Raw genomic sequence first — 23,033 nt, 5'->3', positions numbered from 1 at the left:
GATATGAATTTTAGCACTTTTCACCCACTAATCAGCACTCTGGCTGCTAACTATAATCAGCGCATTGCAACAAAGCACAGCAGCGTTATCCGTATGAAACCTGTATCTGGAACCTGTTTTAGGGGAATGATTAATGAAAGCGTTTACCAGAAAACTGACGGCCGCCATGCCTGCCATGCTGCTATGCGCGTCACTAAGTGGAGTCACCACCATGAGCTATGCCGAGACAACCAATCCAAACGCGCCCGTTTCGATGGTCGAAAAATGGGACAAAACCTTCGCGGAAAGCACGAAAGTCAGTCACCGTAAGGTGAGCTTCCAGAACCGGTACGGGATCACCCTGGTCGGCGATCTCTACATTCCGCAAGATCGCGGCGAACGCAAGCTGGCGGCGATCGCTGTCAGCGGCCCCTTCGGCGCGGTGAAAGAGCAGTCCAGCGGTCTCTATGCACAGACCTTGGCGGAACAGGGTTTCGTCACCCTGGCCTTCGATCCTTCTTATACGGGCGAAAGCGGCGGCTATCCGCGTAACGTTGCCTCTCCAGATATCAACACCGAGGATTTCAGCGCGGCAGTCGATTTCTTAGGTCTGCAAAGCGAGGTGGACCGCAACCGTATCGGGCTGCTCGGCATTTGCGGCTGGGGCGGCATGGCGCTTAACGACGCCGCGATGGATACCCGCGTGAAAGCGGTGGCCACCAGCGTCATGTACGACATGAGCCGCGCGATGGGCCATGGGGTTGGCGACGGTAAAGATCGCTATACCACCGCCGATCGCCGCGCCGTACTGCGCTACCTCAACGAACAGCGCTGGAAGGATGCGGAAAACAGCACCTACTCACCGGGCGGACATGATATTTACGTCGATGAGAAAAGTAACGCCAGCGCGGGCGATCGTATCTTGCCAGAAACCTTACCCGCCAACCCAAACCCGGTTTTGAAAGAGTTTTTTGACTATTACCGGATGCCGCGCGGTTTCCACGCCCGCTCCGTGAACTCAACCGGCGCGTGGAATGCGACCATGCCGCTGTCGTTTATGAATATGCCGCTGCTGAGCTATGCCAATGAAGTCACCATCCCGACGCTGATCGTGACCGGTGAAAAAGCGCATTCCCGTTATTTTGCCGAAGACGCCTTTAAGGCCATCGGCAACAAAGAGAAAGAGCTGATAATCGTCCCCGGCGCGAACCATGTCGATCTCTATGATAATGCGGCCGGTAAAATTCCGTTTGCCAAATTTGAACAGTTTTTCAAAACCAACCTGAGATAACGACCGAAAGCCGTTCGCAATTCGCGGGCGGCGTTCCATCGCCCGCTCTTTACCCTTACCCACGTTTTTTGTCGTTATGCCATCAATAGCGTCTGATCCGGCCGCGCCTGAAGCGGGCCGGGAAAATATTCAGGGATGCAGATCATGTCCACACTGAGCCGTACTACACCACCCACGCCAGCGCACGCCCACTGGGGCGGCGTATTTGCCATGACGCTGTGCGTTTTTGTCCTCATAGCTTCCGAATTTATGCCGGTCAGCCTGCTGACGCCGATTGCCAGAGATTTAAACGTCACCGAGGGGCTGGCAGGCCAGGGCATTGCGATTTCCGGCGCCCTTGCGGTGCTGACCAGCCTGACTATCTCCAACCTTGCCGGGAGTCTGAATCGTAAATATCTCCTGCTGGGGCTGACGGTTCTGATGGCGGCGTCGGGTTTGATTGTCGCGCTGGCGTCCAGCTATGCGGTTTATATGGCGGGAAGGGCCCTGATTGGTATCGTCATCGGTGGATTCTGGTCGATGTCGGCGGCCACCGCCATCAGGCTGGTGCCGCAGCGCCAGGTTCCCCGCGCGCTGGCGATTTTCAACGGCGGTAACGCGCTGGCGACCGTCGTGGCGGCGCCGCTGGGCAGCTATCTGGGGTCAACCGTCGGCTGGCGCGGCGCCTTTTTATGCCTGGCGCCGCTGGCGATAGCCGCCTTTGTCTGGCAGTGCGTCAGCCTGCCCGCGATGGAAAGCGATAACGCGAGCCGGCCGCGCGGCTCCGCGCTTCGCCTGTTCAGAACGCCCATCGTCGCTATCGGCCTGCTGGCCTGCGGACTCTTCTTCATGGGGCAGTTTACCCTATTTACCTACGTGCGGCCGTTTCTGGAAACGGTGACCGGCGTCAGCGCCTCTGGCCTGTCCCTGATTTTGCTCGCGATAGGCATCGCGGGTTTTATCGGCACCCTGGGCGTTTCGCCACTCCTCACCGCCCGGTTTTATCAGACCTTAATCACTCTCCCCTTACTGATGGCCGCGATTGCCGGAACGTTGCTGCTGGCAGGACACCACGCCTGTGCCGTAGCCATTCTGTTAAGCTTGTGGGGAATGCTGGCGACGGCGGCGCCAACCGGCTGGTGGACGTGGATAGCGCGGACGCTGCCCGACGACGCGGAAGCAGGTGGCGGACTGATGGTCGCCGTGATTCAGCTGTCGATTGCGCTGGGTTCGACGGCAGGAGGCGTGGTATTTGACCGCCTGGGGTGGCAAAGCGCTTTTGGATTGAGTGGAATATTGCTGCTTGCCGCGGTCGGAATAACGGTGATCGCTGGTCGCCTGGCGAGGAAGTAGGCTAAGGCTGCGGTTTTTTCTCGCCGCGCGTCGTGCGTATAATGCAGTTTCAATACGCGCTGAAAAACTGCGGCTAAAAATATGAATCTCAATCGGTGTTGTTATTTACTCCTGATCGCCGCGGCGATCGGCTGCATTTTTACCTCCTGGCCTTTTGCTATTTGGCTCCTGCTGATCAACGTCCTGACGCTGGCGATTTACGGTGTGGACAAAATGGCGGCGCGCAGGGCCTGGCGCAGGGTGCCGGAGTCCACGTTGCTGGTGTTTGGGCTCGTGGGCGGCTGGGCTGGCGCGATAGCGGGTCAGCAGCTGTTCCGCCACAAAACGCAAAAGCAGCCATTCAGGACCTGGTTCATCATCAGCGCGATCGCCAGTCTCTCAGGGATGGCGGTGATTTATGTGCTCTATCCTTTTTCTTTTTATTAATTTCCGGCGAGGCTAACGGCTTGCAAAAGAGGGGAATGCACTCAATCGGTCGCTATTCGTAGTATATTGAGAGTACTGTTGATTATCAGGTGTCCCTTATGACCTACTCCATCGGTGAATTTGCGCAGCTTTGCGGCATTAACGCGACGACGCTCCGCGCCTGGCAGCGTCGCTACGGGCTCCTTAAGCCACAGCGCACCGATGGCGGCCATCGCCTGTACAACGATGACGATATCCAGCAGGCGCTCAAAATTCTCGACTGGGTCAAAAAAGGGGTTCCTGTCAGCCAGGTGAAACCCCTACTGGCGCGTCCCGGCGCGCGTCGGACGAATAACTGGCTCATCTTGCAGGAGAGCATGCTCCAGCGGCTGAAAGAGGGGAAAATCGAATCCCTGCGCCAGCTGATTTACGACGCCGGGCGCGAATCCCCTCGCCCCGAGCTGGTCACCGAGGTGCTACGCCCGCTGCGCAGCCAGGTCTCCGCCAACGTACCGGCAATCATGACGCTGCGCGAAATCCTCGACGGGATCATCATCGCCTACACCTCCTTCTGCCTCGAAGGGGACAAAAAGGCGCCCGGTGATAACTATTTGATCACCGGCTGGCATCTGACGGACGCATGCGAAATCTGGCTTGAAGCGCTCAAACGCACCGGACAGGGCCACCGCATCGACGTCCTTCCGACGCCCCCGGCAACCCTGGCGCCGGAGATCCTGCCGGAGCGCAAATGGCTGCTGGTGACGACCGGTAAACTCTCCCCTGCTCGCCAGAAGCAGGTTGAACGCTGGCAGCAGCAGGTGGTCTCCCTGGAGATTGTCGCGCTGTAATTTAGCGCGCCTCGGCTAACACGTCCTTCGTAATATCCCCGTAAACCGATCCTCTGTGCGTTAAATGCGCCCCCTGTCCGCGCCGTCTGTCTGCTCAAGGCGCGGCGGACATGCCCTTTCGCCTCTCGCTAAAGCCTCAAACCTGCACAGCAGAGATAAAAATAACCATATGATTTTTAATAAAAATAAAAAATATTTCAGCCAAAACTTGGACAAATATTATTAATTGTGTAAGTTTTAAATACGCTATGTTGATTCACTCTGGATGTGAGCCATGAGTCCTTCGCCCTCCGTTCTCAGCCGTTTTACCGAGTACTACGCCATGCTGGATACCCAGCCGCCCTCGGCGCTGGCCGCGCTCTATCATGCGAATGCCGTACTGATCGATCCGTTTGGCCAGCATCGGGGACTATCCGCGATCCAGGGGTATTTTTCCCATCTGCTAGCCAACGTGGAGCGGTGCCGCTTCACCATCAATACGCCGGTCTGCAACGCTCAGCGGTTTGCCGTCGCCTGGACTATGCACTGGTCACATCCGCGCCTGGCCGGCGGGAAGGCGTTAGAACTTGCGGGCTGCTCGATGGTTACGGTTGAAGAGGAGCGGATTATTTACCAGCGCGACTACTACGACGCCGGAGAGATGCTGTACGAACATCTTCCCCTGGTGGGCTGGGCGGTACGCGGCGTCAAGCGGAGGGTGCGGACATGATGACGGTGCTTATCACCGGCGCCAGCTCCGGGATTGGCGCCGAGCTCGCCAAATCCTTCGCTGCGGATGGCCACTCCGTCATCGCATGCGGTCGCGATCCGTCACGTCTGACGGCGCTACAGCAGCACAGCCCCAACATCAGCCTCCGCCCATTTGATATGACGGACAGGGAGGCCTGTCGCCGGGCGCTCGCGGAGTGCCAGGCCGATCTGATCATTCTCTGCGCCGGGACCTGCGAATACCTGGACCACGGCACGGTAGATGCCGCGCTGGTGGAACGGACGATCGCCACCAACTTTCTCGGGCCGGTGAACTGCCTGGAGGCGCTTCAGCAGCGGCTGTCTGCCGGCAATCGCGTAGTGCTGGTAAGTTCAATGGCGCACTGGCTGCCCTTCCCTCGCGCCGAGGCGTATGGCGCCTCCAAAGCGGCGCTAACCTGGTTTGCCAACAGCCTGCGCCTGGACTGGGAGCCGAAAGGCATTGCCATCACGGTGGTCTCGCCGGGATTCGTCGATACCCCGCTGACGCGCAAAAACGATTTTCCCATGCCCGGCCAGGTGAGCGTGGAGCAGGCGGTAAAGGCGATTCGCCGCGGTCTGGCGAAAGGTAAAAATCATATCGTCTTCCCGACAGGTTTTGGCATGCTCCTGCGCCTGCTGGCAGGGCTTCCCGAAGGTCTGCAACGCCTACTGTTGCGCAGGATGGTACGCTCATGAATATCGCGATTATTGGCAGCGGCATTGCCGGTCTGACCTGCGCCTGGCGCCTTGCCGGACAACACCAGGTCACCCTGTTCGAAGCAGCATCCACGCCGGGGGGACATACCGCCACGGTGGATATCGCCACGCCGCAGGGCACATGGGCCATCGATACCGGGTTCATCGTTTACAACGATCGCACCTATCCGCGCTTTATGGGGCTGCTCAGCGAACTGGGCCTCAGCGGTCAAAAAACGCAAATGAGCTTCTCGGTACACAACCCGCAGAGCGGGCTGGAGTATAACGGCCACAGCCTGAGCTCGCTTTTCGCCCAGCGGCGCAACCTGGTAAAGCCGGCCTTCTGGGGATTGCTGACGGAGATCGTCCGCTTTAACCGTCTGGCGAAACAGGCTCTGGCGGGGGCGTTCGACCCGGGCGCCACGCTACAGACCTTCCTTGAGCGGCACCGCTTTAGCCCCTTTTTTGCGCGCCACTATATCCTGCCGATGGGCGCCGCTATCTGGTCATCGTCGCTGCAGGAGATGCGCCGCTTCCCGCTAGCGCTGTTTCTGCGCTTTTTTGAAAACCACGGCCTGCTCGATGTCCGCCAGCGTCCGCAATGGTACGTGGTGCCCGGAGGCTCGCGCGAATACGTGCGCGCCCTGCTGGCTCAGCGTGGCGATCGCCTGCGCCTGCGCCTCAATGCACCGGTGCAAAACGTTATCCGTCGTCAGGATGGCGTCACGCTCCAACTGGCATCGGGGGAGCAGCATTTCGACCAGGCGATCTTCGCCTGCCACTCAGCCCAGGCGCTGGACATGCTGGCGGACCCGACCTCTGCCGAACGCGAGATTCTGGGAGATATCGGCTGGCAGCAAAATGAAGTCGTCCTGCATAGCGATCCCCGCTGGCTACCGGTGCGTAAGCGCGCCTGGGCCAGCTGGAACTATCGCCTGAGCGAGCAGGATCAGGCCAGCGCCTGCGTCACCTATAACATGAATATTCTCCAGGGCCTGCCCGCCGATGCCCCGCTGTTCTGCGTCACCCTCAATCCGCCAACGCCGGTGGACCCGCGTTTCGTCTGGAAGCGCATGGTCTATGAACATCCGCTGTTTAATCCGCAAAGCTGGTCCGCCCAGATGCGCCGCGAGGAGATTAACGGCCGCCAGCGGAGCTGGTTCTGCGGCGCGTACTGGTATAACGGTTTTCATGAAGATGGCGTGCGCAGCGCCCTCGATGTGGTCAACGGCATCGCGGCGGCGGAGAACTTCTGAAATGAACAGCTGCCTCTATGAGGGCGTATTACGCCACCGCCGTCTCCAGCCGAAGGCGCACCACTTTCGCTATCGCATCTTTATGGCCTGGCTCGACCTGGACGAACTGGATGCGCTCGCCGCCGTCGGTATCCGCCGCAATCGGTTTGCCGGCGCTGCCTTTTACGATGCCGATTATCCGCTGGGCACGCCGTTAAAACAGCAGGTTCTGAACCGCCTGGAAAACCTGACCGGCACGCGCCCGGATGGCCGCGTCATGCTGCTGACCCAACTGCGTTACCTGGGCTTTCATTTTAACCCGGTCAACTTTTACTACTGCTACGACAGCGCCGGTACCCTGCGCTGGGTGCTGGCCGAAGTGCGCAATACGCCGTGGAATGAGCGCCATTACTACGCGGTAGACGGTCAACGGGCGCGTCCGCTGGCGAAAGCCTTTCACGTCTCGCCGTTTAACCCGATGGATATGGTCTACCTCTGGCGCTTTAACAGTCCCGGTAAAACGCTGCACATGCATATCGAGAACCATCAGGCCGCGAAAGTCTTCGACGCCACGCTGGCCCTGAGCCGCGTGCCTTTGACGCGCGCCAGCCTGCGCGGTCTGCTGCTGCGCATTCCGCTGATGACGCTGAAAACCGTCCTCGCGATCTACTGGCAGGCGCTGCGGCTATGGCTCAAGCGCATGCCGCTGTATAACCATCCTGTCAGCAGGAGTGAACGCTCATGACCGATCCCGTCTTTGCGCTTGAACCCGATATTCCGCGCAACGTGCGTATCGCGCGCTGGTTGCTCTTTCGTCTGTTGAGCGGCATTCGCGAAGGTTCGCTCACCGTGCGCGAAGGGGCGCAAACCTTTCATTTTGGCGACCCTACCGCCGCGCTGCGCGCCGAGGTGCGAGTGCTTTCAGCGAACGTCTACTGGCGCTTATTGACCGGCGGCAGCCTCGCCGCCGCGGAGGCCTGGATGGACGGCGAATGGGAGAGCCAGCAGTTGACGCCGCTGCTGCAGATGCTGGCGCGTAACGGCCAGGTACTGGGGCGGCTCGAGCGCGGCTTCCGGCTGCTGGGCAAGCCCGTCGAGCGGCTGCGCCACTGGACGCGCCGCAACTCGCGCGCGCAGGCGAAGGCGAATATCGCCGCCCATTACGATCTGGGCAACGACTTTTACGCCCACTTCCTTGACGACGAACTGCTTTACTCCAGCGCGCTGTTTACCGACGACGGCCAGGATCTCACCCAGGCCCAGCGGGCCAAAATGGCGCGCCTGTGCGAGCGTCTGGCGCTTACGCCCGGCGATCATCTCCTGGAGATCGGCACCGGCTGGGGGGCAATGGCCGAATACGCCGCCCGCCACTACGGCTGCCGGGTCACCACCACCACCCTGTCGCAGGAACAGTTCCAGTGGGCCAACGCGCGAATTGCCCGCGCCGGGCTGCAGGATCGCGTCGAGGTACTGCTCTGCGATTACCGCGATCTGACCGGCCAGTATGACAAGCTGCTGTCGGTGGAGATGATTGAAGCCGTGGGGCAACGCTATCTGCCAGCTTTCTTTCGCACCTGCCAGGCGCGGCTGCGCCCGGGCGGCAGAATGGCGATCCAGGCCATCACCATCCAGGATCAGCGCTATCGCGGCTACAGCAAAAACGTGGATTTTATTCAGCGCTACATCTTCCCCGGCGGATTTTTGCCCAGCATCACGGCGATGAACGAGCTGATGACGCGGCACACCGATTTTGTGATGCGCGATCTGTTCGATATGGGGCCGGACTACGCCCGCACCCTGGCCCACTGGCGGCAGCGATTTATCCACGCCTGGCAGGATATTGAGAAGCTCGGCTTTGACGATCGCTTCCGCCGCATGTGGCTCTACTACTTCGGCTACTGCGAAGCCGGGTTTAACGCCCGCACCATCAGCGTTGTGCAGCTTACCGCGGAGCGAACATCATGAAACGCATTCTGACCCTTGGCCTCGCACTGCTGATGCTGGCTCTGGCGGGCTGCAGCGCCGAAGTGACCGACTACCGGCAGCAGCAGCCGGCGCTGGACATTTTCCACTACTTTCAGGGCCAAACGGAAGCCTGGGGGATGGTTCAGGATCGTAACGGCAAGCAGCTGCGCCGCTTCCATGTGGCGATTGACGGCGACGTGGTTGGCGACACGTTGACGCTTCACGAGCGCTTTGTCTATGACGATGGCGAAAAGCAGCAGCGGGTATGGCGCATTCGCCGCACCGGCGACCACCGTTATGAAGGCACCGCGGGCGACATTACCGGCGTGGCGACCGGCCAGGCGGCGGGCAACGCTTTCCACTGGCGCTACAGCATGAACGTGGCGGCCAACGGTAGCACCTGGCTGCTGCACTTCGACGACTGGATGTTCCTGCAGGACGACGTGCATCTGTTCAACAAAACCGAGATGAAGAAATTCGGCATTACCGTCGCCACGGTGACCCTTTTCTTCACCCGAACGGTACATTAAGAGAGGACAACGCCATGAACACGCAACCTGTCATTGGGATCAGCGGATGTTTAACCGGTTCAGCCGTGCGATTCGACGGCGGGCACAAGCGAATGAGCTTTGTGATGGATGAGCTCGCACAGTGGGTGGCGTTTAAACCCATCTGCCCGGAGATGGCTATCGGCCTGCCCGTTCCGCGCCCAGCGCTGCGGCTGGTGCAGACGACCGAGGGGGAGTTTCGCATGCGCTTTAGCCATGCCCCGCACGACGACGTGACGGAGAAGATGGCCGATTTCGCCAGCGCCCATCTCTCCACGCTGGGCGAGCTGTCGGGATTTATTGTCTGCGCCAAATCGCCCAGCTGCGGCATGGAGCGCGTGCGGCTGTACGATGAAAAGGGCAACCGCGGGCGTAAAGAAGGCACAGGATTGTTTACCGCCGCGCTGATGGAGAAATACCCCTGGCTACCGGTTGAGGAGGATGGTCGCCTGCACGATCCTGTGCTGCGTGAAAACTTCGTCGAGCGGGTTTTCGCCCTGCATGAACTGAATAGTCTGCACAAAAATGGCCTGACGCGTCGTGCGCTGCTGGATTTTCATAGTCGCTATAAACTTCAGCTGCTGGCCCACCATCAGTCGGGGTATCGCGAGATTGGTCCGTTCGTTGCGTCGCTCCACGAGTGGCAGGATCTGGAGGCTTTCTTTGCGGTGTACCGCGAAAAACTGATGGCGATCCTTAAACAGCCCGCTTCGCGTAAAAACCACACTAACGTGCTGATGCATATTCAGGGCTACTTCCGTAACCAGCTAAACAGCCGCCAGCGCGGCGAGCTGCGGGAGGTGATCCTTAACTATCGCTCCGGGCTGCTGCCCATTCTTGCGCCGATAACGCTGCTTAAGCATTATCTGGCCGAATATCCTGATCGTTACCTGCAGGCGCAGAACTATTTTGACCCCTACCCGCAGGACCTGGCCTTGCGCCTGACGGTGCATTGAGAGGGCTGAACGAGCGAACAGGCTGGCGCGCGCCAGCCTGTTCGCCCTGGTAAATCCGTCAGCTTTTAGAACCACGCCTCAAACATGCCGCCGACGTTCAGCGAATCCAGCTGTTCGTCTTTGGTGCCGTTGACCTTCGCAGTGCGCTTGTTATCCACCTGGCCGCCGGTCACGTAGAAGCGCAGCATCGGACGGAACTCCGGCCCCATTCCGATGGCGATATTCTGCGACAGCGTCAGCTTCCAGCCGTGGTTATCGCCGCCCTGGTCGTAATCGACGCGCTGGTAGCCCGCTTCCAGCCAGGTGGAGTGCACGTCGTTCCAGAAGTACATCGGACGGACGATGGCGCCGTAGTTTTTGCGGTTATCGGTGTTGTCCTTGCCGTTGTCATAGTCGTGGAAGGCCAGCAGATATTCGATCTGCGCCTGCCGGGTAAATTTATGCAGCCCTTCAAAGCTGGCGTAGATAGCGGTCAGGTCATCGGTTTTGTTGTAGACGCTGTTATCCGAGTTATCGGAGTAGCGCAGGATCACTTTATTGACGCCGCTGTCGTTGGTGTGGCTCAGCACCAGCCCGCCCTGCCAGGCGTCGAGACGCTCGTCGCTGTCCACCGCTTTCGAATCAAAACCGTAGTTGGCGTATACCTCAACGTCGATCGGCCCGGCCTTGATGTTGTGGGTTTTGGTGGTCAGGGCGTAGTGGCCGTTATCGCCGGTACCGGAGCCGCCGGTACAGGTGATGCGCGACGGGTTGGCCTCATCGGCCATCACTTCCGGGCTACAGGACTCCACCTGCGACACCCCCGCCACGTCAAACTGCACGCCGCCGATATCAAAGTTTTTCACCCCGGCGCCCTGGCCATCGTGGTTCATCCAGAAGTAGTCGTTGATCCCCTGCTGCGGACGCTGATGGAAGTCGCGGCCTGCCCAGATATAAGCGTTGGGGTTAGATTCCAGCACGTTGGTGACGCCGACGTAGGCTTTTTTCAGGTTAACTTCATCGCTCCAGTGGTCAAACATGACGTTGATATCCCAGATCGCGCCTTTATTGCTCTTAAAGGCTTTGGTTATCTGGAATTCGCCGCCGTTACCTTCGTTGCCTAAACGACCGATCGCCGAGGCGCCGTTATAGGAGCCATCCACGCCGACAAACTTCTGATCGCCGGTCTGGAACTGCGCGCCGTAGCGGGCGTAGCCGCTGAACTTGAGGCCGAAGGGGATCGCCAGATCCGGCGTGGCCGCGGTGGTCTGCGGGTTGGTAATGACGTCCACTTTTTTATCGGCGGCGGCGTCGATTTTCGCCTGGCGCTCGGCCAGGGCTTTATCGACGGCTTTCGCCACAATGGCGTCGATCTGTTCCTGCGTGAACTCTTGAGCTATTACAGAGGTAAACGGGAAAAAGGCGGCGATAACCGCCACGGGTAATGGAAGTTTTTTTATCATTGTCAAAATTATCTCAATATAGGTTAATTTTATTCAGATAATAACAATCCTATTCTGAGTAGACAGAATATCTCGCTATCATAAGAACATTATTTTAATTTTGTACATCTACAGAGGCTTTACACTATTAGGGATACCCGACCTCCTCGCGCATTATTTAATAATTAGCGGCCCCCCGGGTAAATTATCACTTTGGATAATTCACGGGCCAGCAGCGGTGGTATTGATTGCCCCAGGCATGCGCCATTAATTAGCGTCGTTGTTTCAGCAGCTGGCGACGGCCTCCCTACTCACGACACCACCTTTTGCCTCCAGGCGGCGGACAGCATTGATGGCGCCAGCGACCTGCACTATTGCCGTGAAAAACAGGAACGGCGCGGCGTTGGCCGCCGCCCCGGCACCGTCGAGTGGATGTGTAAAACCACTACCTGCGTCCCACTCAGCATAAGATTGCATGATAAACCCCATAATTTATGAAGCCAAAATTTAACAACTGTGACACATCCTCTATTCTCCTGGCCGGTTGCTCAATTACGTTATTTCACTCAGCGATTAAGAAAATGCTCAAATGTGAGCCATCTCGCAAATATTAGCGCCATTTACTCAACGCCAGGAGAACCCTGTAAAGTACATTTCTTCGGGTGACCAGGAGAGAAAAAAATAAAATAAAAATGATTTTTTCGCGCCCTGAATCTATCGGGATATAGCTTGTGAATCGTTAGTCAACAAGAGAGACAAGATAGTCTTGATGGGTATTTGCTTCGATGATCACAGAAGTAAAAAAACATAATAAATTAATTTAAAAACGTAATGGATTCTTCGAGATCATTTATGTCAGAAATTGTTACACATCCACACAACACACCGGAGTCTGCTCAGAATGAGTAAAAACATAATGCAAAGCCGCCATGACGAATATCATAAATTAACGCGCGGGGAACGTATTGGTTATGGGATGGGCGACTTCGCTCAAAACCTGGTCTTTGGCACAATAGGCGGCTTTCTTGCTCTTCACATGCTGACGGTAAATACCATCAGCACGGCAACGGCTGGGTTTATATTTCTTTTTGTCCGAATCATCAATGTCTTTTGGGATCCAATGGTTGGTACGTATGTAGACAAAAGAACGTCAAAAGCAGGTAAATACCGTCCCTGGCTGTTAAGAGCCGGCGTGCCGCTGGTGATCCTTTCCGCGTTACTTTTTGCTCCCATTCCTGGCGTCCGAGGTTCAGTCCCTTTTGCTTTTATCGTCTATTTGGCTCTGGATTTAGTTTATTCGGTGGTGAATATTCCTTATGGTTCTCTTAACGCGTCCCTGACCAGGGATCCGGAATCGATTGATAAACTCACCAGTACCCGCATGATGCTGGCCAATAGCGCGAACCTTCTTGTCTATACCCTGTTCCCGATGTTTGTACAAATGGCCTCGCCAAAAGATCGTAGCCTTAAGGACACCGGTTTTTTTGGCATTGAGCTCAATCTGGGAAACTATACCGATCCATCAGCGAACTACGCCTGGTTCGGCGTTTACTCCGTTTATATGCTAATCGGCGCTGCGGCGCTTTTCATCTGCTATAAATTCACCAAAGAACGCGTTGTTGCAACGGCAGAACAGACTGCCAACGTCAAAACGACCGATCTGTTCCTTGAACTTAAACATAATCGTCCGCTGGTTATTCTCGGGCTGTTTTTCATGCTGGCGTTTACCTTCATGTTTTTCATGAACACGGTTAACGGCTTTTTCAATCAGTACGTTGTGGGTCATTCAGAGTGGATGGGGGCCGTCGGCCTTGTTGCCTCGATTCCGGGCATTGCCTTCCCTATTTTCTGGCCCAAACTCAAGAAAATTTTTGGTAAAAAAGGGTTCTTCCACATTTTTCTGGCCATGTTTATTGTCGGTGAATTACTGACTTACGTCTGGTCACGGGAGGGCATGCACGATGCGCTTTGGCTTGCTTACATCGCGACCTTCATTAAACAGTGGGGCTTGACCTCGGCGACCGGCTTTATGTGGGCGCTGGTTCCTGAAGTGATTGCGTACGGCGAATTAAAATCTGGCAAGCGAAATGCGGCGATCATTAATGCCATTATGGGGCTCTTTTTCAAAATCGGCTTTACTATCGGCGGCGCGATTCCGCTGTGGTTACTGGCCGTTTACGGCTTTAATGAAACCGGCGCCCAGCAAAGCGCCAGCGCTATCGACGGGATCATTATGACCGCGGTATGGATCCCTATCGCGTTAGCCATTATATCGATGATCATCATTCAGGTTTATCCCATCTCTGACAAAAACGTTAACGATATCAACCGTCAGCTTGATGAGATACGCGTGTAGCTAAAAATTATAAATCCAGCCATTAAGTCACTTTTCATTTTAAAAAGGTGTAATGATATGTCTCTTATTCAAAACCCTATTTTACGTGGGTTTAATGCCGACCCAAGTATTATCCGCGTGAAAGATACCTACTATATCGCCAACTCGACGTTCGAGTGGTTCCCGGGCGTTCGTTTACATGAGTCAAAAGACCTGGAGCACTGGAATCTTCTCCCTTCGCCATTGTCAACGACCACCCTGCTGAATATGAAAGGCAATCCTTCATCAGGCGGTATTTGGGCGCCGGCGCTCTCATATGCGGATGGTCAATTTTGGTTGGTGTATACCGACGTCAAAGTCACCGAAGGCGCCTTTAAAGACATGACTAACTATCTGACCACCGCAACCGATATTCGCGGCCCGTGGACGGATCCCATCAAGCTCAACGGCGTAGGTTTTGATGCTTCACTATTCCATGACGATGATGGGCGTAAATATATCGTGCAGCAAACCTGGGATCATCGTGAGTACCACCATCCCTTTGACGGCATCACCTTAACCGAACTGGATACCAGGACCCTGAAATTAAGACCAGAAACCGCGCGTACTATTTACCGCGGCACTGCCGTTGCGCTTGTTGAGGGGCCGCATCTTTATAAACTGAACGGCTATTATTATCTTTTTGCCGCCCAGGGCGGCACCGTATTTACGCACCAGGAAGTGGTTGCGCGTTCTAAGTCCTTAGACGCCAACAGCTTTGAAACCGAGCCTGGTGAGGTCTTCTTAACCAACGTCGATACGCCAGACAGCTATATCCAAAAGCAAGGACACGGCGCCTTAGTTTCTACCCCCGGTGGGGAGTGGTACTATGCCTCGCTCTGCGCGCGTCCGTGGAATCGCCCGGGTGAGTCAGTCTACGATCCTCGCGGCTGGTCAACGCTGGGTAGAGAAACGGCTATTCAAAAGGTGTATTGGGATGAAGATGGCTGGCCGCGTATTGAAGGAGGCCACGGCGGAAAAACGTTTGTCGAGGGTCCAAAAGATGCCATTTATACCGAAAGCCCGGAAGACCGTAGCCAGCACGACGACTTTACAACGGCGACGCTCGATCGAAACTGGAATACCCTGCGAGTGCCGTTCACAGAAAAAATGGGGACCACAGGCGATGGCAAGCTAACGTTAATTGGCCAGGGCTCTTTAGCGAATACGCACGACCTGTCGCTGATTGCCCGCCGCTGGCAGGCCTTCTATTTTGACGCGAAAGTTAAAGTCAAATTTAATCCATTTAACTACCAGCAAATGGCAGGATTAACAAACTACTATAACGATCGTCACTGGAGTTTTGTGTTCATTACCTGGAATGAAATTAACGGCAAGGTCATTGAATTAGGTGAGAATAACCGCGGGAAATATACATCATATTTAAAAGATGACGCCATCAAGGTCCCGGAACATATTGAAGAAGTCTGGTTCCGCACGAAGGTCAGGAAAGAAACGTATAGCTATGAATATAGCTTTGATGGAGTTGAATTCACTGAAATCCCCGTCAGGTTAGATGCTGCGATCCTTTCGGATGATTATGTTCTGCAAAGCTACGGCGGGTTCTTTACCGGGGCGTTTGTTGGCCTTGCGGCAGTCGACTACTCCGGTTATGACGCCAGCGCTGAGTTTTATCATTTCGATTACCAGGAGCTGGGCGATACGTTAATCGCCAGTGACGCTTACAGTTGGGAAGCCAGTGAATTACGTGGTTATTAGATAGCCCTGACCGGGGATGTGAAATGAGGAACTGGCGCGACAGGCCGCGCCGGTTCCGGGTGTTGCGGGGGCCGTTCTGGCCGCAGAATGGATATCCCGGATGCTTTTCGTAGATTATCTGTAGAAAAAAATATAACGGCGGATGCGATCCCGGGGTTATTCCGCCGATTTTATTTGTTTCAACGCGGCATAGCGGGCAATCAGTTGCTGCAGGTGTTGTTCCGTCTGGCTCTGCTGCGCCGAAGCCCCTGGCTGATTGTGCGGCTGTTCTGACAGCTGCCGCAGCTGCTCTTCCGCCGGAACGGTCCGGCTGAACGACTGCGTTATGGCAAACACCGCCGACTTCAGTTCACTCACCGTAATATACCCCCCCTTCTGCTCATCTAGCGCGTTAAGCCGGTTCGTCAACTGCTGTAGCTGCATCATTCCCTGGTGCCAGCCGTTGAGATTCTCCGCGGGAAGTGCGGCGGCGCTGACCTGCTGTTGCCATTGCCGCGCCAGCGGTTTCGCCTGTTCCGGCCATAATGTCAGCGCCTGCTGCGCCAGATGGTCGCCATAATCAAGGGCCCAGTCCGGTTTTAGCTGCAAAAGCTGCGCCAGCCGCTGCTGCGTTTGTTTTATACCTGTCTCCGGCGAAGGGGAGCGTTGTCGCAGCGACCGTAGCTGCTCGGCTGAAAGCGCCGCGGGTAATGGAGTAAGCATAGCGGTAAACTGCCGCTGGGCCGTCTCGGACGGATGCATTGCCAGCCATCCTTCCGCCGCGGCTCCGGCCAGCACTAGCATGGTCAGCATCCCGGCGGCAAAGGGTTTCCAGGGCTTCGCGGGCGGCGGCAATGCCGTTACCGCGTCAGCTTCCGTCTGCGGTGCCGGATCGGCGACATAGACCCATTTCACCTGCTCGGTCGGTTCAGGGAGGCTGTCGCAGGAAGGTTCAGGCGTAGCGGCGCTCGTTCGCAACACGGTCTCCTCTATATTTTCTCTGTCTTCCAGCCGCACCGCCACGTTGTGCATCAGGGTATACAGGGCATTGAGCTGGCTGACATGTTTGAGTTCCAGGCGCTGCAGCACATCATCCAGAGCCGTCAGGTGCGCTTCGGCCTGGTAAAGCTGGCTCAGATCGTTAGAGTTCAGGGACAGAGTACGCATCGCCAGCTGCAGCCGTTTACTGAGTGAACTGAGTATTTTCATTCGCGCAGTCGTCTGCTGCGGCCACATATTGCCCCACTGACGGGCGACCAGCGCTTCCAGTATCGCCAGCCCTTCGTTCAGACCGTACAGCCCGGCCAACTGCGTGCGGGCTAGTATGTACCAGGCGGCGGTCTGCAGTTCCACGCCGTTGTGTTCAAACAGCGACAAGCAGAGCTTTTCCGCGTACTGCCAGTTGACATCCGGGCGCGCCGGATGGCTCAGTTTATTCATTTCATCGCGCAACGCGGCGTAATCCGCTAACGTACGCGGGTCACCGCCGGTTTTAAGGCAGCGCTCAGGATGTGTCGTCATGATGGTTTCAGCCAGAGTCAGAACTATATTGCGGAACGGACATCAAGATACTGCCGTTGTTTCAGATGCCTGATCAGTACCTTACCTTCAGGCATAAACTCAGTGCCATACCGTACAAGTCCTATGCCTCTCAGTTCCGCATCAATGGCGTAGCGCAATTCTCCAGGCACTTGCTGTTCGAGTAAGGTGACATTGAGTGACTGCAAACGGGGTTCGTATTTGAGCAGAACACCCGCCAGCGTATCGATCAGCTCGTGGGCAGTTCCAGGCATGCCTTGCAGAATTTTGGTCATATCGGGCAAACCATAATCTGGTAAATGGCTTATGGTTCCGGCACGGGCGTTCAAAATTCGCTGGATGTTATCCAGTACAGATAAAATGACCTGGTCTTCTTCGTTTACAACTTCAAGGGGAAGATCCCCTGTAAAGTTGCCAGTAAGAATTTCATATAAGGAGGGCGTTTTTTGATTCATAACATATCGAATTATTTTAAATGATAGAGGCTTAGGTCCTAAGGGATAGGAATTACTCAATATTTCTTTTAATTTTTTGCAAAAATAATTATGGCGTAACCGGATAATGAGGAACCAAACACCAACATTACACGAAGTGGATTTGTTCCATACCATGTATAAAACATAAATACAAAAGCCACGCCAAGGATGGATATTGAATATTTTAATTTAATGAAGGCTGAGAGAAATATTATTGGAATAATAATATACCGCATGTATAACATTACAAACCCAAGACCGACACCTCTACTTCGAGGAGTGAAATGATCCATATGCCATTTGTAGCCGAAATAATTGGCAGTGACAACAAAAATGCATCCAAGGACTGCAGTTAAAATATTTACTGCAACGGTTTTATTTTCCCAAATTTCATATTTTTCCAACTGTTGCCAGTAAGAATTTCCTATAAAGATGGGGTTTTCTATCGGGCATTTTGACCTCAGGAAACGATCCGGAATGATTGATCACTTCTTAAACTAATATTGAAAATCATATATTTCCCCTAATTATCTCCATGTTTACGGATTTATGTCACTTAGTGAATTCGTATGATTCATAGCCTTCTGGTCCTGGGTAAAGTAAAGAATGGCTATCACCGTACTGGAATTCTATACCGTCATATGCTCCCATGTTGGAAGTGCCATAATACGGTGATGGTTTAAAAACCACCTCACCGGATGCATTGTAAATAATGAAAAAATAATCCTCATCCTTTAAGTACTTATAAAGTGACATAGGGGAAATTATTCCTCCAAGGTAAACAATTACTTTATATTCATTGTCAGGGCTATTAATCTCAAATACTTTTGAATATGAAGAAGGAATAATTGTTGATGGTAGAATGATCCATGCAACCAATAATACCACGATAAATAACGCACTAGAAACTCGCTTCATCATAAAACAATCACCTTATCCTTTGGTAAGGGCTCCAGCCATAAAACATCTGAAAGCACTATAAAATCACCTCCAGTGTTATGCTTAGTCTGCCATTTTCTAAAGTCCGCGTTGAAAACTGGAACAAAACCAGTAAAATCTCTTGCCAATACGCCCCAAACGCCAGATAAATAAGTTGACATATTATAATGCGGATTCTGTTTTGTCTAATATTCTGTTTTTACTCCAAATGCCAAGTGGTTCTGGAGTCTTGCCTTCGTCAACAAAATCATATGTGTCTTTGAGATAAAATCCTAATTTATCGACGGTAAATATATTCTCACTTCCACTTTTACTTGTTTTTCCACGAATGCATACTTTCAAAGTAGAGTTCCCCTTAGCACCATACCATTCATTCACAGTATCGAACTTGCTACCAATTACTAAGATGTTGACCTGGGCATTCGCATCAAGCTCCTTGATATGTTCAGAATAACCCAGCGCAATATCCTCTTTTTCAAGCGAACCTTTCTTACCTAATTGAAACTTCAACCGCTTAATGCGTTTTTCACTTTTCCATATACGGGAGAGTTCGTTTATTCCATTTTTAACCTGTTCATATTGAATTGCCCATGGCATTTTAATTATGTCACAATTAATTTGTAATACAATCAGAATAAACAAGGCAACCAAGTATAACAAGTGGTGGTAGTCCCTTCATGCCTGATTTACCTCATTATTATCACCGGCACTGTTATCCGCTAACAGCTGTGTATCGTCAGCAGATACTGCATTGCTAGCAATGAGCCGCATATTATATCGAATCATGTTATTCTCTCCTTCGGTCCAGTATATAGGCAGAGCAGTGAAATAACCTTTAATTGCATGCAGGGAACCGTCGTTCTGAAATTTATAATTTCGCCAGACAATCTCTGAGAAGGGCATGCTACTCCTTACAAAACTTTTAATCTTGTCACCCGTGTACATTACTGGCCATATTGAGGCGGGTATTTCATTAGTTTTTGTGCTTTCGGTATCAGAAACAGAAGGTGTTATTTCAGCAGGATAGGGATTGCTGTCAATATAATTTTTCAGAATAAAATCAAACACTATTTCATAGGTCTCAGCATTTTTTTTCGCCAACATCTGAATCTTCTCCCAGCTTTTTTCAGTGCCGGTTTATCCAGCACATCTGCACACTCTCCCGCTGCGCTGCCCAGCCATTTACGCCATGCACTTTGTCTCAATTCGCGCGCAAAGTTTCAGGTCGGTGCAGCAACGCCCGTCCCATCCAGGTCCGTATAACAATGGGCTGTATCGGATATCAGTACCGCAACCTCCAGTTCAGGAACAGAGGTTTTCAGCGAATGATCCGGATAAGGGTGACGATAACTGCTCCAGCGAAACACAAAGTTACGCACCAGGTCATAAACCGCAGGCCCTTCAATTTGCATTTGGTAGTCCTGCCAGGGCATCCGGGGCTGGACCGTCGGGTCCAGATAGGTACTGTCCTTTGACGTGGCGGATGACTGCAAGTGCTGATGGCTGAGCACGTTATCGATAATGTGCTGTACACTGTCAGCCTGCCGACGCTCAGCTTTTTGCCGTTCATCCTGCTGGTTATACCGCCGGAATCCCCCTGCCGGGATGACATATACCCCCATGGGGTTGTAACTGCTTTGCCGCGAAACAGGCGGGATGCACGAATTGTACATATTCATCCCCTGTCGTCCGTCTGCATTTGCCTGCAAACCATAATGGTTATCATAGCGTCCGTAGGCCAGGTTAATACCGCCGACAAACGCAACTTCTTCATCAACAATCACGCATTTGCCGCGCCGTCGAGCAGACCCGAGGGCTCGCTGTACGGCAGTCGCACGTCAAACCGGTAGTTAAGCTGGCTGTCGGCAAAAATGTACGTATCCAGCTCACGGGTGCCGTCCATCTCCGTGCGCCAGTAAATCCCCACCTCGGACAGAATGCGCCGCATAAACTCCAGGTCCGTTTCCCGCCACTGGGTGATAATTTCACGCGGCGGATATGTATGCTCCAGTCTGAATTCAAAATCAGGACCTTTCAGACCGTGTTTACGCAGCACCTGCTCAACCACCTCAGGAACGGACTGGTTCTGATATACCGCGCACTGTCGGGTGTATCCCAGGAGCGCCAGACGGGAACTGAGCGTCTTCATCCATGGGCATACAGTTATCCATCACGTCACTCCTTCACCGGCACGAGGCTGAGCCAGCCCTCACCCAGTTCAATCGTGCGGGGTTTGTCCGGGTCCAGGTCGTCACGGGTCAGCACCAGGCGCCAGCGGTTGTCCTTCTGATCCGGGCGGTTAAACAGTCCCACCACAGCCACGAACTGAGCGTCTTCATCCATGGGCATATTGAGCGTCACGCTGCCTTGGGCATCACCAGCAGCGATTTTGACGCCAGTACGTCGTCTTTAAGTATCGTATCGGCATTACGCAGCAGTGTCTGGTAATCGGCGGCATCAACCGCTTTACGATCCCTGAGCTGCCAGACCCTCACCATTGCCGCCAGCGGGGTCTGTGCGCCATCGGCGTTGATGGCCGAGCGCGGGGTAAAATCCAGATGCAGCGTTTTAATTTTCTTGTAGAAAATGGATTTCGTGAGGCTGACCGTACCGTCCGTGACGGTCTGAGTCAGACCGCAGCCTGCGAGCAGACCACAGGCAATAAGCGTCAGCGCCCACCAGTGTGTAGATGTGATGGAGGTGTTATGAAATTACTATTGATGCGAACCATGATTAACCTGAAAAGAGGCGTAAGACGACACAATAATATTGTGTCCGCTGATATCGTCGTTATTAAAATATTTCATTAATGGTTCAGTAATAAGATGTCCACGAAAAACATCCTGTTCAAATGAGCAACCAAATAAAAACATAATGAGAATCAAATATGTTTTATGACTATCTCTCTTCAGTTTATATCTTTCACAACCCACACCTGAAAGAGTAATTAAATCATTTACAGCATCATAGCAAGCAAAATCATACCGCTGTGGATAAATATCCCTTAATAATTCGTGTAGCTCTGCATTACTGGAACCTATTTTTTCGGGGAGGAATTTAACACTGTAATCTTTAAATTTTTCTAGGCTCTTCTTAAAAAAACATCCGTTTACCCCATAAACTCTTGCAAGATAATCATCCAGTAATCCACAGCACATTATGCTCCGTTCTATCTGCGAGAGAACTTTTTGCTCTTCCGTTTTCAACCACTGAAAAAGCGGATCACACTCGAAGTTCATCCCGAGTATAATCATCATATCAATATAGAGTCGAATGGGTCCTCTTTGAGTGTAACCGGCTTTTCTCGCAAGAGTGATGCCCAGTTGAATACAAGAACGAAAATCCTCTTTTCTGTACAGGGAAATCAATTCCGGAAAAATAACTCCGCAATGCTCAGTGAGCTCGCCAATATAACTTTCAAAAGATATTTTTTTTAGCACATCAACCTGACCGTCACTGAATTCCATTAAAATAAATCCTCGGAAATATAAAAATGCCTCACTTGATAACAAATGAACTTACTTGATAACTTTACCTGCAATATAATCCCTGTAAGAATATTGAGCCGGAGATGTTGAATGCCAGTAACCGGCCTTATGAACAAAGCCAGAATAAGGAAATGAAAACCCATCTTCATATGGTTCCCTTAATACCTCCACTTCATAATCAATACCCTTATAAGTGAAGAAAAAAAGAAAATAATCATTAACTGGAGTTAATGTCTTGGCATCAAATTGCGTTCTGAGATACTCACAAGAGATATTATCTTTCATAGTTTGAAAAAAAATCTGATTATCCATTTTATAAAGATCCAATAACTTTGGTTCAAGGTTAATCGACCTCCTGATAGCCTCCTGCAAAGTTAGTGTGATACGGAAATCATTTAGTTTCTCGATATGTATATATCTAACATTTAACAAATACGCATCATTAATTTTCACATAATGTGAATCTTTAATCCATTTACTAGCATCAAACCACTTTTTCTTACTCGGCCACTCTGGATCGTTCTCACTATCTGGGGTAACTCGAACATACATTTGATATTGTTGTTGATTCATATAGTATCCTCCATAGCTCAAAACCACTAAAATTAATATAAAAGTTAAGACTCCCCACTTTCTTTTTTTCATGACTCTCTCTATTCCAATGGAATATATATTTGCAAACCTTTTTGTAACCCGATAGGTGTGTTACCTGTCGTCGGAAAAATCCATCACGTCACTCCTTCACCGGCACGAGGCTGAGCCAGCCATCACCCAGTTCAATCGTGCGGGGTTTGTCCGGGTCCAGGTCGTCACGGGTCAGCACCAGGCGCCAGCGGTTGTCCTTCTGATCCGGGCGGTTAAACAGTCCCACCACAGCCACGAACTGAGCGTCTTCATCCATGGGCATATTGAGCGTCACGCTGCCTTTGGGCATCACCAGCAGCGATTTTGACGCCAGTACGTCGTCTTTAAGTATCGTATCGGCATTACGCAGCAGCGTCTGGTAATCGGCGGCATCAACCGCTTTACGATCCCTGAGTCTGATAGACTCGCGTCATAAGAGTAGTACTGGGTGAAAATAAAGGAATAGAAAATTGCGGAGCTAATAATCAAT

25 protein-coding genes and 3 pseudogenes are annotated in these 23,033 nt (G+C 53.0%); 14 read left to right on the top strand and 14 right to left on the bottom strand.

Annotated features, from left to right (window positions below; genetic code table 11):
- The first annotated feature begins 133 nt into the window (after positions 1–133).
- The 11 genes from KCG39_RS03480 to KCG39_RS03430 all read left to right on the top strand — a co-directional run bounded on the left by KCG39_RS03480 (position 134) and on the right by KCG39_RS03430 (position 9,984).
- Positions 134–1,270: an alpha/beta hydrolase gene (locus KCG39_RS03480; RefSeq protein ID WP_004121126.1), complete on the top strand. Its 1,137-nt coding sequence runs from the start codon at positions 134–136 to the stop codon at positions 1,268–1,270.
- A 144-nt stretch (positions 1,271–1,414) separates the two neighbouring features.
- Complete coding sequence (locus KCG39_RS03475; protein WP_185910504.1) at positions 1,415–2,602, top strand: MFS transporter; 1,188 nt, start codon at positions 1,415–1,417, stop codon at positions 2,600–2,602.
- An 81-nt stretch (positions 2,603–2,683) separates the two neighbouring features.
- The gene (locus KCG39_RS03470) at positions 2,684–3,028 is read left to right on the top strand and encodes a DUF1294 domain-containing protein (protein WP_142468210.1); all 345 of its coding nucleotides are present in this window, start codon (positions 2,684–2,686) and stop codon (positions 3,026–3,028) included.
- Positions 3,029–3,126: 98 nt separating this feature from the next.
- Positions 3,127–3,855, top strand: a complete 729-nt coding sequence (locus KCG39_RS03465) for a MerR family transcriptional regulator (protein ID WP_004121132.1) — start codon at positions 3,127–3,129, stop codon at positions 3,853–3,855.
- A gap of 274 nt (positions 3,856–4,129) precedes the next feature.
- Positions 4,130–4,564 carry a nuclear transport factor 2 family protein gene (locus tag KCG39_RS03460; RefSeq protein WP_087829200.1) on the top strand — a complete coding sequence of 145 codons (435 nt, stop codon included), beginning with the start codon at positions 4,130–4,132 and terminating at the stop codon, positions 4,562–4,564.
- Entirely contained in the window at positions 4,561–5,280 is a 720-nt protein-coding gene (locus tag KCG39_RS03455) for an SDR family NAD(P)-dependent oxidoreductase (protein ID WP_211811550.1), read from the top strand. The genes KCG39_RS03460 and KCG39_RS03455 overlap by 4 nt, the downstream gene beginning before the upstream one ends.
- The gene (locus KCG39_RS03450) at positions 5,277–6,536 is read left to right on the top strand and encodes an NAD(P)/FAD-dependent oxidoreductase (RefSeq protein WP_004121148.1); all 1,260 of its coding nucleotides are present in this window, start codon (positions 5,277–5,279) and stop codon (positions 6,534–6,536) included. Before KCG39_RS03455 ends, KCG39_RS03450 begins: the two co-directional genes overlap by 4 nt.
- A gap of 1 nt (position 6,537) precedes the next feature.
- Positions 6,538–7,260: a DUF1365 domain-containing protein gene (locus KCG39_RS03445; RefSeq protein ID WP_112165256.1), complete on the top strand. Its 723-nt coding sequence runs from the start codon at positions 6,538–6,540 to the stop codon at positions 7,258–7,260.
- Positions 7,257–8,480, top strand: a complete 1,224-nt coding sequence (locus tag KCG39_RS03440; protein ID WP_049115314.1) for an SAM-dependent methyltransferase — start codon at positions 7,257–7,259, stop codon at positions 8,478–8,480. The genes KCG39_RS03445 and KCG39_RS03440 overlap by 4 nt, the downstream gene beginning before the upstream one ends.
- Positions 8,477–9,010, top strand: coding sequence for a DUF3833 domain-containing protein (locus tag KCG39_RS03435; RefSeq protein WP_004121156.1), 534 nt, complete (start codon positions 8,477–8,479; stop codon positions 9,008–9,010). Before KCG39_RS03440 ends, KCG39_RS03435 begins: the two co-directional genes overlap by 4 nt.
- 14 nt (positions 9,011–9,024) lie before the next feature.
- A complete protein-coding gene (locus tag KCG39_RS03430; protein ID WP_004121158.1) occupies positions 9,025–9,984 on the top strand; it encodes a YbgA family protein in 960 nt (319 codons plus the stop codon).
- A 65-nt stretch (positions 9,985–10,049) separates the two neighbouring features.
- On the opposite strand, the gene KCG39_RS03425 is transcribed toward KCG39_RS03430, so the two are convergent.
- Entirely contained in the window at positions 10,050–11,432 is a 1,383-nt protein-coding gene (locus KCG39_RS03425; protein ID WP_196094608.1) for a carbohydrate porin, read from the bottom strand.
- A 186-nt stretch (positions 11,433–11,618) separates the two neighbouring features.
- On the opposite strand from KCG39_RS03425, the gene KCG39_RS03420 reads away from it, so the two are divergent.
- From KCG39_RS03420 to KCG39_RS03410, 3 genes are all read left to right on the top strand, one after another.
- On the top strand, positions 11,619–11,903 hold the full coding sequence (locus KCG39_RS03420) for a hypothetical protein (RefSeq protein WP_142446457.1): 285 nt from the start codon (positions 11,619–11,621) through the stop codon (positions 11,901–11,903).
- Between the two features lie 418 nt (positions 11,904–12,321).
- Positions 12,322–13,761 carry an MFS transporter gene (locus tag KCG39_RS03415; RefSeq protein WP_177447572.1) on the top strand — a complete coding sequence of 480 codons (1,440 nt, stop codon included), beginning with the start codon at positions 12,322–12,324 and terminating at the stop codon, positions 13,759–13,761.
- A gap of 57 nt (positions 13,762–13,818) precedes the next feature.
- Positions 13,819–15,498 (top strand): glycoside hydrolase family 43 protein, encoded by a 1,680-nt coding sequence (locus KCG39_RS03410; protein WP_170100380.1) that lies wholly within the window; start codon positions 13,819–13,821, stop codon positions 15,496–15,498.
- Between the two features lie 156 nt (positions 15,499–15,654).
- Here the strand turns inward: KCG39_RS03410 and KCG39_RS03405 are convergent, their stop codons facing one another.
- From KCG39_RS03405 to tssJ (KCG39_RS03345), 13 genes and pseudogenes are all read right to left on the bottom strand, one after another.
- Positions 15,655–16,998 carry a VasL domain-containing protein gene (locus KCG39_RS03405; RefSeq protein WP_142467979.1) on the bottom strand — a complete coding sequence of 448 codons (1,344 nt, stop codon included), beginning with the start codon at positions 16,996–16,998 and terminating at the stop codon, positions 15,655–15,657.
- Between the two features lie 23 nt (positions 16,999–17,021).
- The gene (tssE, locus tag KCG39_RS03400; RefSeq protein WP_142467978.1) at positions 17,022–17,471 is read right to left on the bottom strand and encodes a type VI secretion system baseplate subunit TssE; all 450 of its coding nucleotides are present in this window, start codon (positions 17,469–17,471) and stop codon (positions 17,022–17,024) included.
- A 68-nt stretch (positions 17,472–17,539) separates the two neighbouring features.
- The gene (locus tag KCG39_RS03395) at positions 17,540–17,896 is read right to left on the bottom strand and encodes a hypothetical protein (protein WP_142467977.1); all 357 of its coding nucleotides are present in this window, start codon (positions 17,894–17,896) and stop codon (positions 17,540–17,542) included.
- A 148-nt stretch (positions 17,897–18,044) separates the two neighbouring features.
- Positions 18,045–18,413 (bottom strand): DUF6201 family protein, encoded by a 369-nt coding sequence (locus KCG39_RS03390; protein ID WP_142467976.1) that lies wholly within the window; start codon positions 18,411–18,413, stop codon positions 18,045–18,047.
- Complete coding sequence (locus KCG39_RS27895) at positions 18,410–18,592, bottom strand: DUF6402 family protein (RefSeq protein WP_087829218.1); 183 nt, start codon at positions 18,590–18,592, stop codon at positions 18,410–18,412. The genes KCG39_RS03390 and KCG39_RS27895 overlap by 4 nt, the downstream gene beginning before the upstream one ends.
- A gap of 1 nt (position 18,593) precedes the next feature.
- On the bottom strand, positions 18,594–19,091 hold the full coding sequence (locus KCG39_RS03380) for a DUF6402 family protein (RefSeq protein WP_142467975.1): 498 nt from the start codon (positions 19,089–19,091) through the stop codon (positions 18,594–18,596).
- 15 nt (positions 19,092–19,106) lie between these two features.
- Positions 19,107–19,535, bottom strand: a complete 429-nt coding sequence (locus KCG39_RS03375; RefSeq protein WP_142467974.1) for a hypothetical protein — start codon at positions 19,533–19,535, stop codon at positions 19,107–19,109.
- 116 nt (positions 19,536–19,651) lie between these two features.
- On the bottom strand, positions 19,652–20,215 hold the full coding sequence (locus tag KCG39_RS03370; RefSeq protein ID WP_142467973.1) for a hypothetical protein: 564 nt from the start codon (positions 20,213–20,215) through the stop codon (positions 19,652–19,654).
- Positions 20,215–20,574: pseudogene (locus tag KCG39_RS03365) on the bottom strand (contractile injection system protein, VgrG/Pvc8 family); the annotation flags it as partial. The pseudogene KCG39_RS03365 and the gene KCG39_RS03370, both read right to left, overlap by 1 nt.
- A 32-nt stretch (positions 20,575–20,606) precedes the next feature.
- A pseudogene (tssJ, locus tag KCG39_RS03360) lies at positions 20,607–21,127 on the bottom strand (type VI secretion system lipoprotein TssJ).
- A gap of 18 nt (positions 21,128–21,145) precedes the next feature.
- A complete protein-coding gene (locus KCG39_RS03355) occupies positions 21,146–21,898 on the bottom strand; it encodes a hypothetical protein (RefSeq protein ID WP_142467972.1) in 753 nt (250 codons plus the stop codon).
- Positions 21,899–21,949: 51 nt separating this feature from the next.
- Positions 21,950–22,492, bottom strand: coding sequence for a hypothetical protein (locus KCG39_RS03350; RefSeq protein WP_087829309.1), 543 nt, complete (start codon positions 22,490–22,492; stop codon positions 21,950–21,952).
- 160 nt (positions 22,493–22,652) lie between these two features.
- Positions 22,653–22,977, bottom strand: a pseudogene (tssJ, locus tag KCG39_RS03345) (type VI secretion system lipoprotein TssJ); the annotation flags it as partial.
- Between the last annotated feature and the right edge of the window lie 56 nt (positions 22,978–23,033).

The sequence above is a fragment of the Klebsiella pasteurii genome (assembly GCF_018139045.1).
GTDB lineage: Bacteria > Pseudomonadota > Gammaproteobacteria > Enterobacterales > Enterobacteriaceae > Klebsiella > Klebsiella grimontii.
The sequence above is the reverse complement of the archived record's forward strand: the minus strand, read 5'-3'. Positions and strand labels throughout refer to the sequence as shown.

Excerpts from the sequence above, each read along its gene's own strand:
- KCG39_RS03480 (WP_004121126.1), top strand. The coding sequence starts at position 134 with ATGAAAGCGTTTACCAGAAAACTGACGGCCGCCATGCCTGCCATGCTG.
- KCG39_RS03475 (WP_185910504.1), top strand. The coding sequence starts at position 1,415 with ATGTCCACACTGAGCCGTACTACACCACCCACGCCAGCGCACGCCCAC.
- KCG39_RS03450 (WP_004121148.1), top strand. The coding sequence starts at position 5,277 with ATGAATATCGCGATTATTGGCAGCGGCATTGCCGGTCTGACCTGCGCC.
- KCG39_RS03460 (WP_087829200.1), top strand. The coding sequence starts at position 4,130 with ATGAGTCCTTCGCCCTCCGTTCTCAGCCGTTTTACCGAGTACTACGCC.
- tssE (WP_142467978.1), bottom strand. The coding sequence starts at position 17,471 with ATGAATCAAAAAACGCCCTCCTTATATGAAATTCTTACTGGCAACTTT.
- KCG39_RS03405 (WP_142467979.1), bottom strand. The coding sequence starts at position 16,998 with ATGACGACACATCCTGAGCGCTGCCTTAAAACCGGCGGTGACCCGCGT.
- KCG39_RS03455 (WP_211811550.1), top strand. The coding sequence starts at position 4,561 with ATGATGACGGTGCTTATCACCGGCGCCAGCTCCGGGATTGGCGCCGAG.
- KCG39_RS03430 (WP_004121158.1), top strand. The coding sequence starts at position 9,025 with ATGAACACGCAACCTGTCATTGGGATCAGCGGATGTTTAACCGGTTCA.
- KCG39_RS03445 (WP_112165256.1), top strand. The coding sequence starts at position 6,538 with ATGAACAGCTGCCTCTATGAGGGCGTATTACGCCACCGCCGTCTCCAG.
- KCG39_RS27895 (WP_087829218.1), bottom strand. The coding sequence starts at position 18,592 with ATGTCAACTTATTTATCTGGCGTTTGGGGCGTATTGGCAAGAGATTTT.
- KCG39_RS03415 (WP_177447572.1), top strand. The coding sequence starts at position 12,322 with ATGCAAAGCCGCCATGACGAATATCATAAATTAACGCGCGGGGAACGT.
- KCG39_RS03350 (WP_087829309.1), bottom strand. The coding sequence starts at position 22,492 with ATGAATCAACAACAATATCAAATGTATGTTCGAGTTACCCCAGATAGT.
- KCG39_RS03465 (WP_004121132.1), top strand. The coding sequence starts at position 3,127 with ATGACCTACTCCATCGGTGAATTTGCGCAGCTTTGCGGCATTAACGCG.
- KCG39_RS03435 (WP_004121156.1), top strand. The coding sequence starts at position 8,477 with ATGAAACGCATTCTGACCCTTGGCCTCGCACTGCTGATGCTGGCTCTG.
- KCG39_RS03410 (WP_170100380.1), top strand. The coding sequence starts at position 13,819 with ATGTCTCTTATTCAAAACCCTATTTTACGTGGGTTTAATGCCGACCCA.
- KCG39_RS03375 (WP_142467974.1), bottom strand. The coding sequence starts at position 19,535 with ATGTTGGCGAAAAAAAATGCTGAGACCTATGAAATAGTGTTTGATTTT.
- KCG39_RS03355 (WP_142467972.1), bottom strand. The coding sequence starts at position 21,898 with ATGGAATTCAGTGACGGTCAGGTTGATGTGCTAAAAAAAATATCTTTT.
- KCG39_RS03440 (WP_049115314.1), top strand. The coding sequence starts at position 7,257 with ATGACCGATCCCGTCTTTGCGCTTGAACCCGATATTCCGCGCAACGTG.
- KCG39_RS03470 (WP_142468210.1), top strand. The coding sequence starts at position 2,684 with ATGAATCTCAATCGGTGTTGTTATTTACTCCTGATCGCCGCGGCGATC.
- KCG39_RS03390 (WP_142467976.1), bottom strand. The coding sequence starts at position 18,413 with ATGATGAAGCGAGTTTCTAGTGCGTTATTTATCGTGGTATTATTGGTT.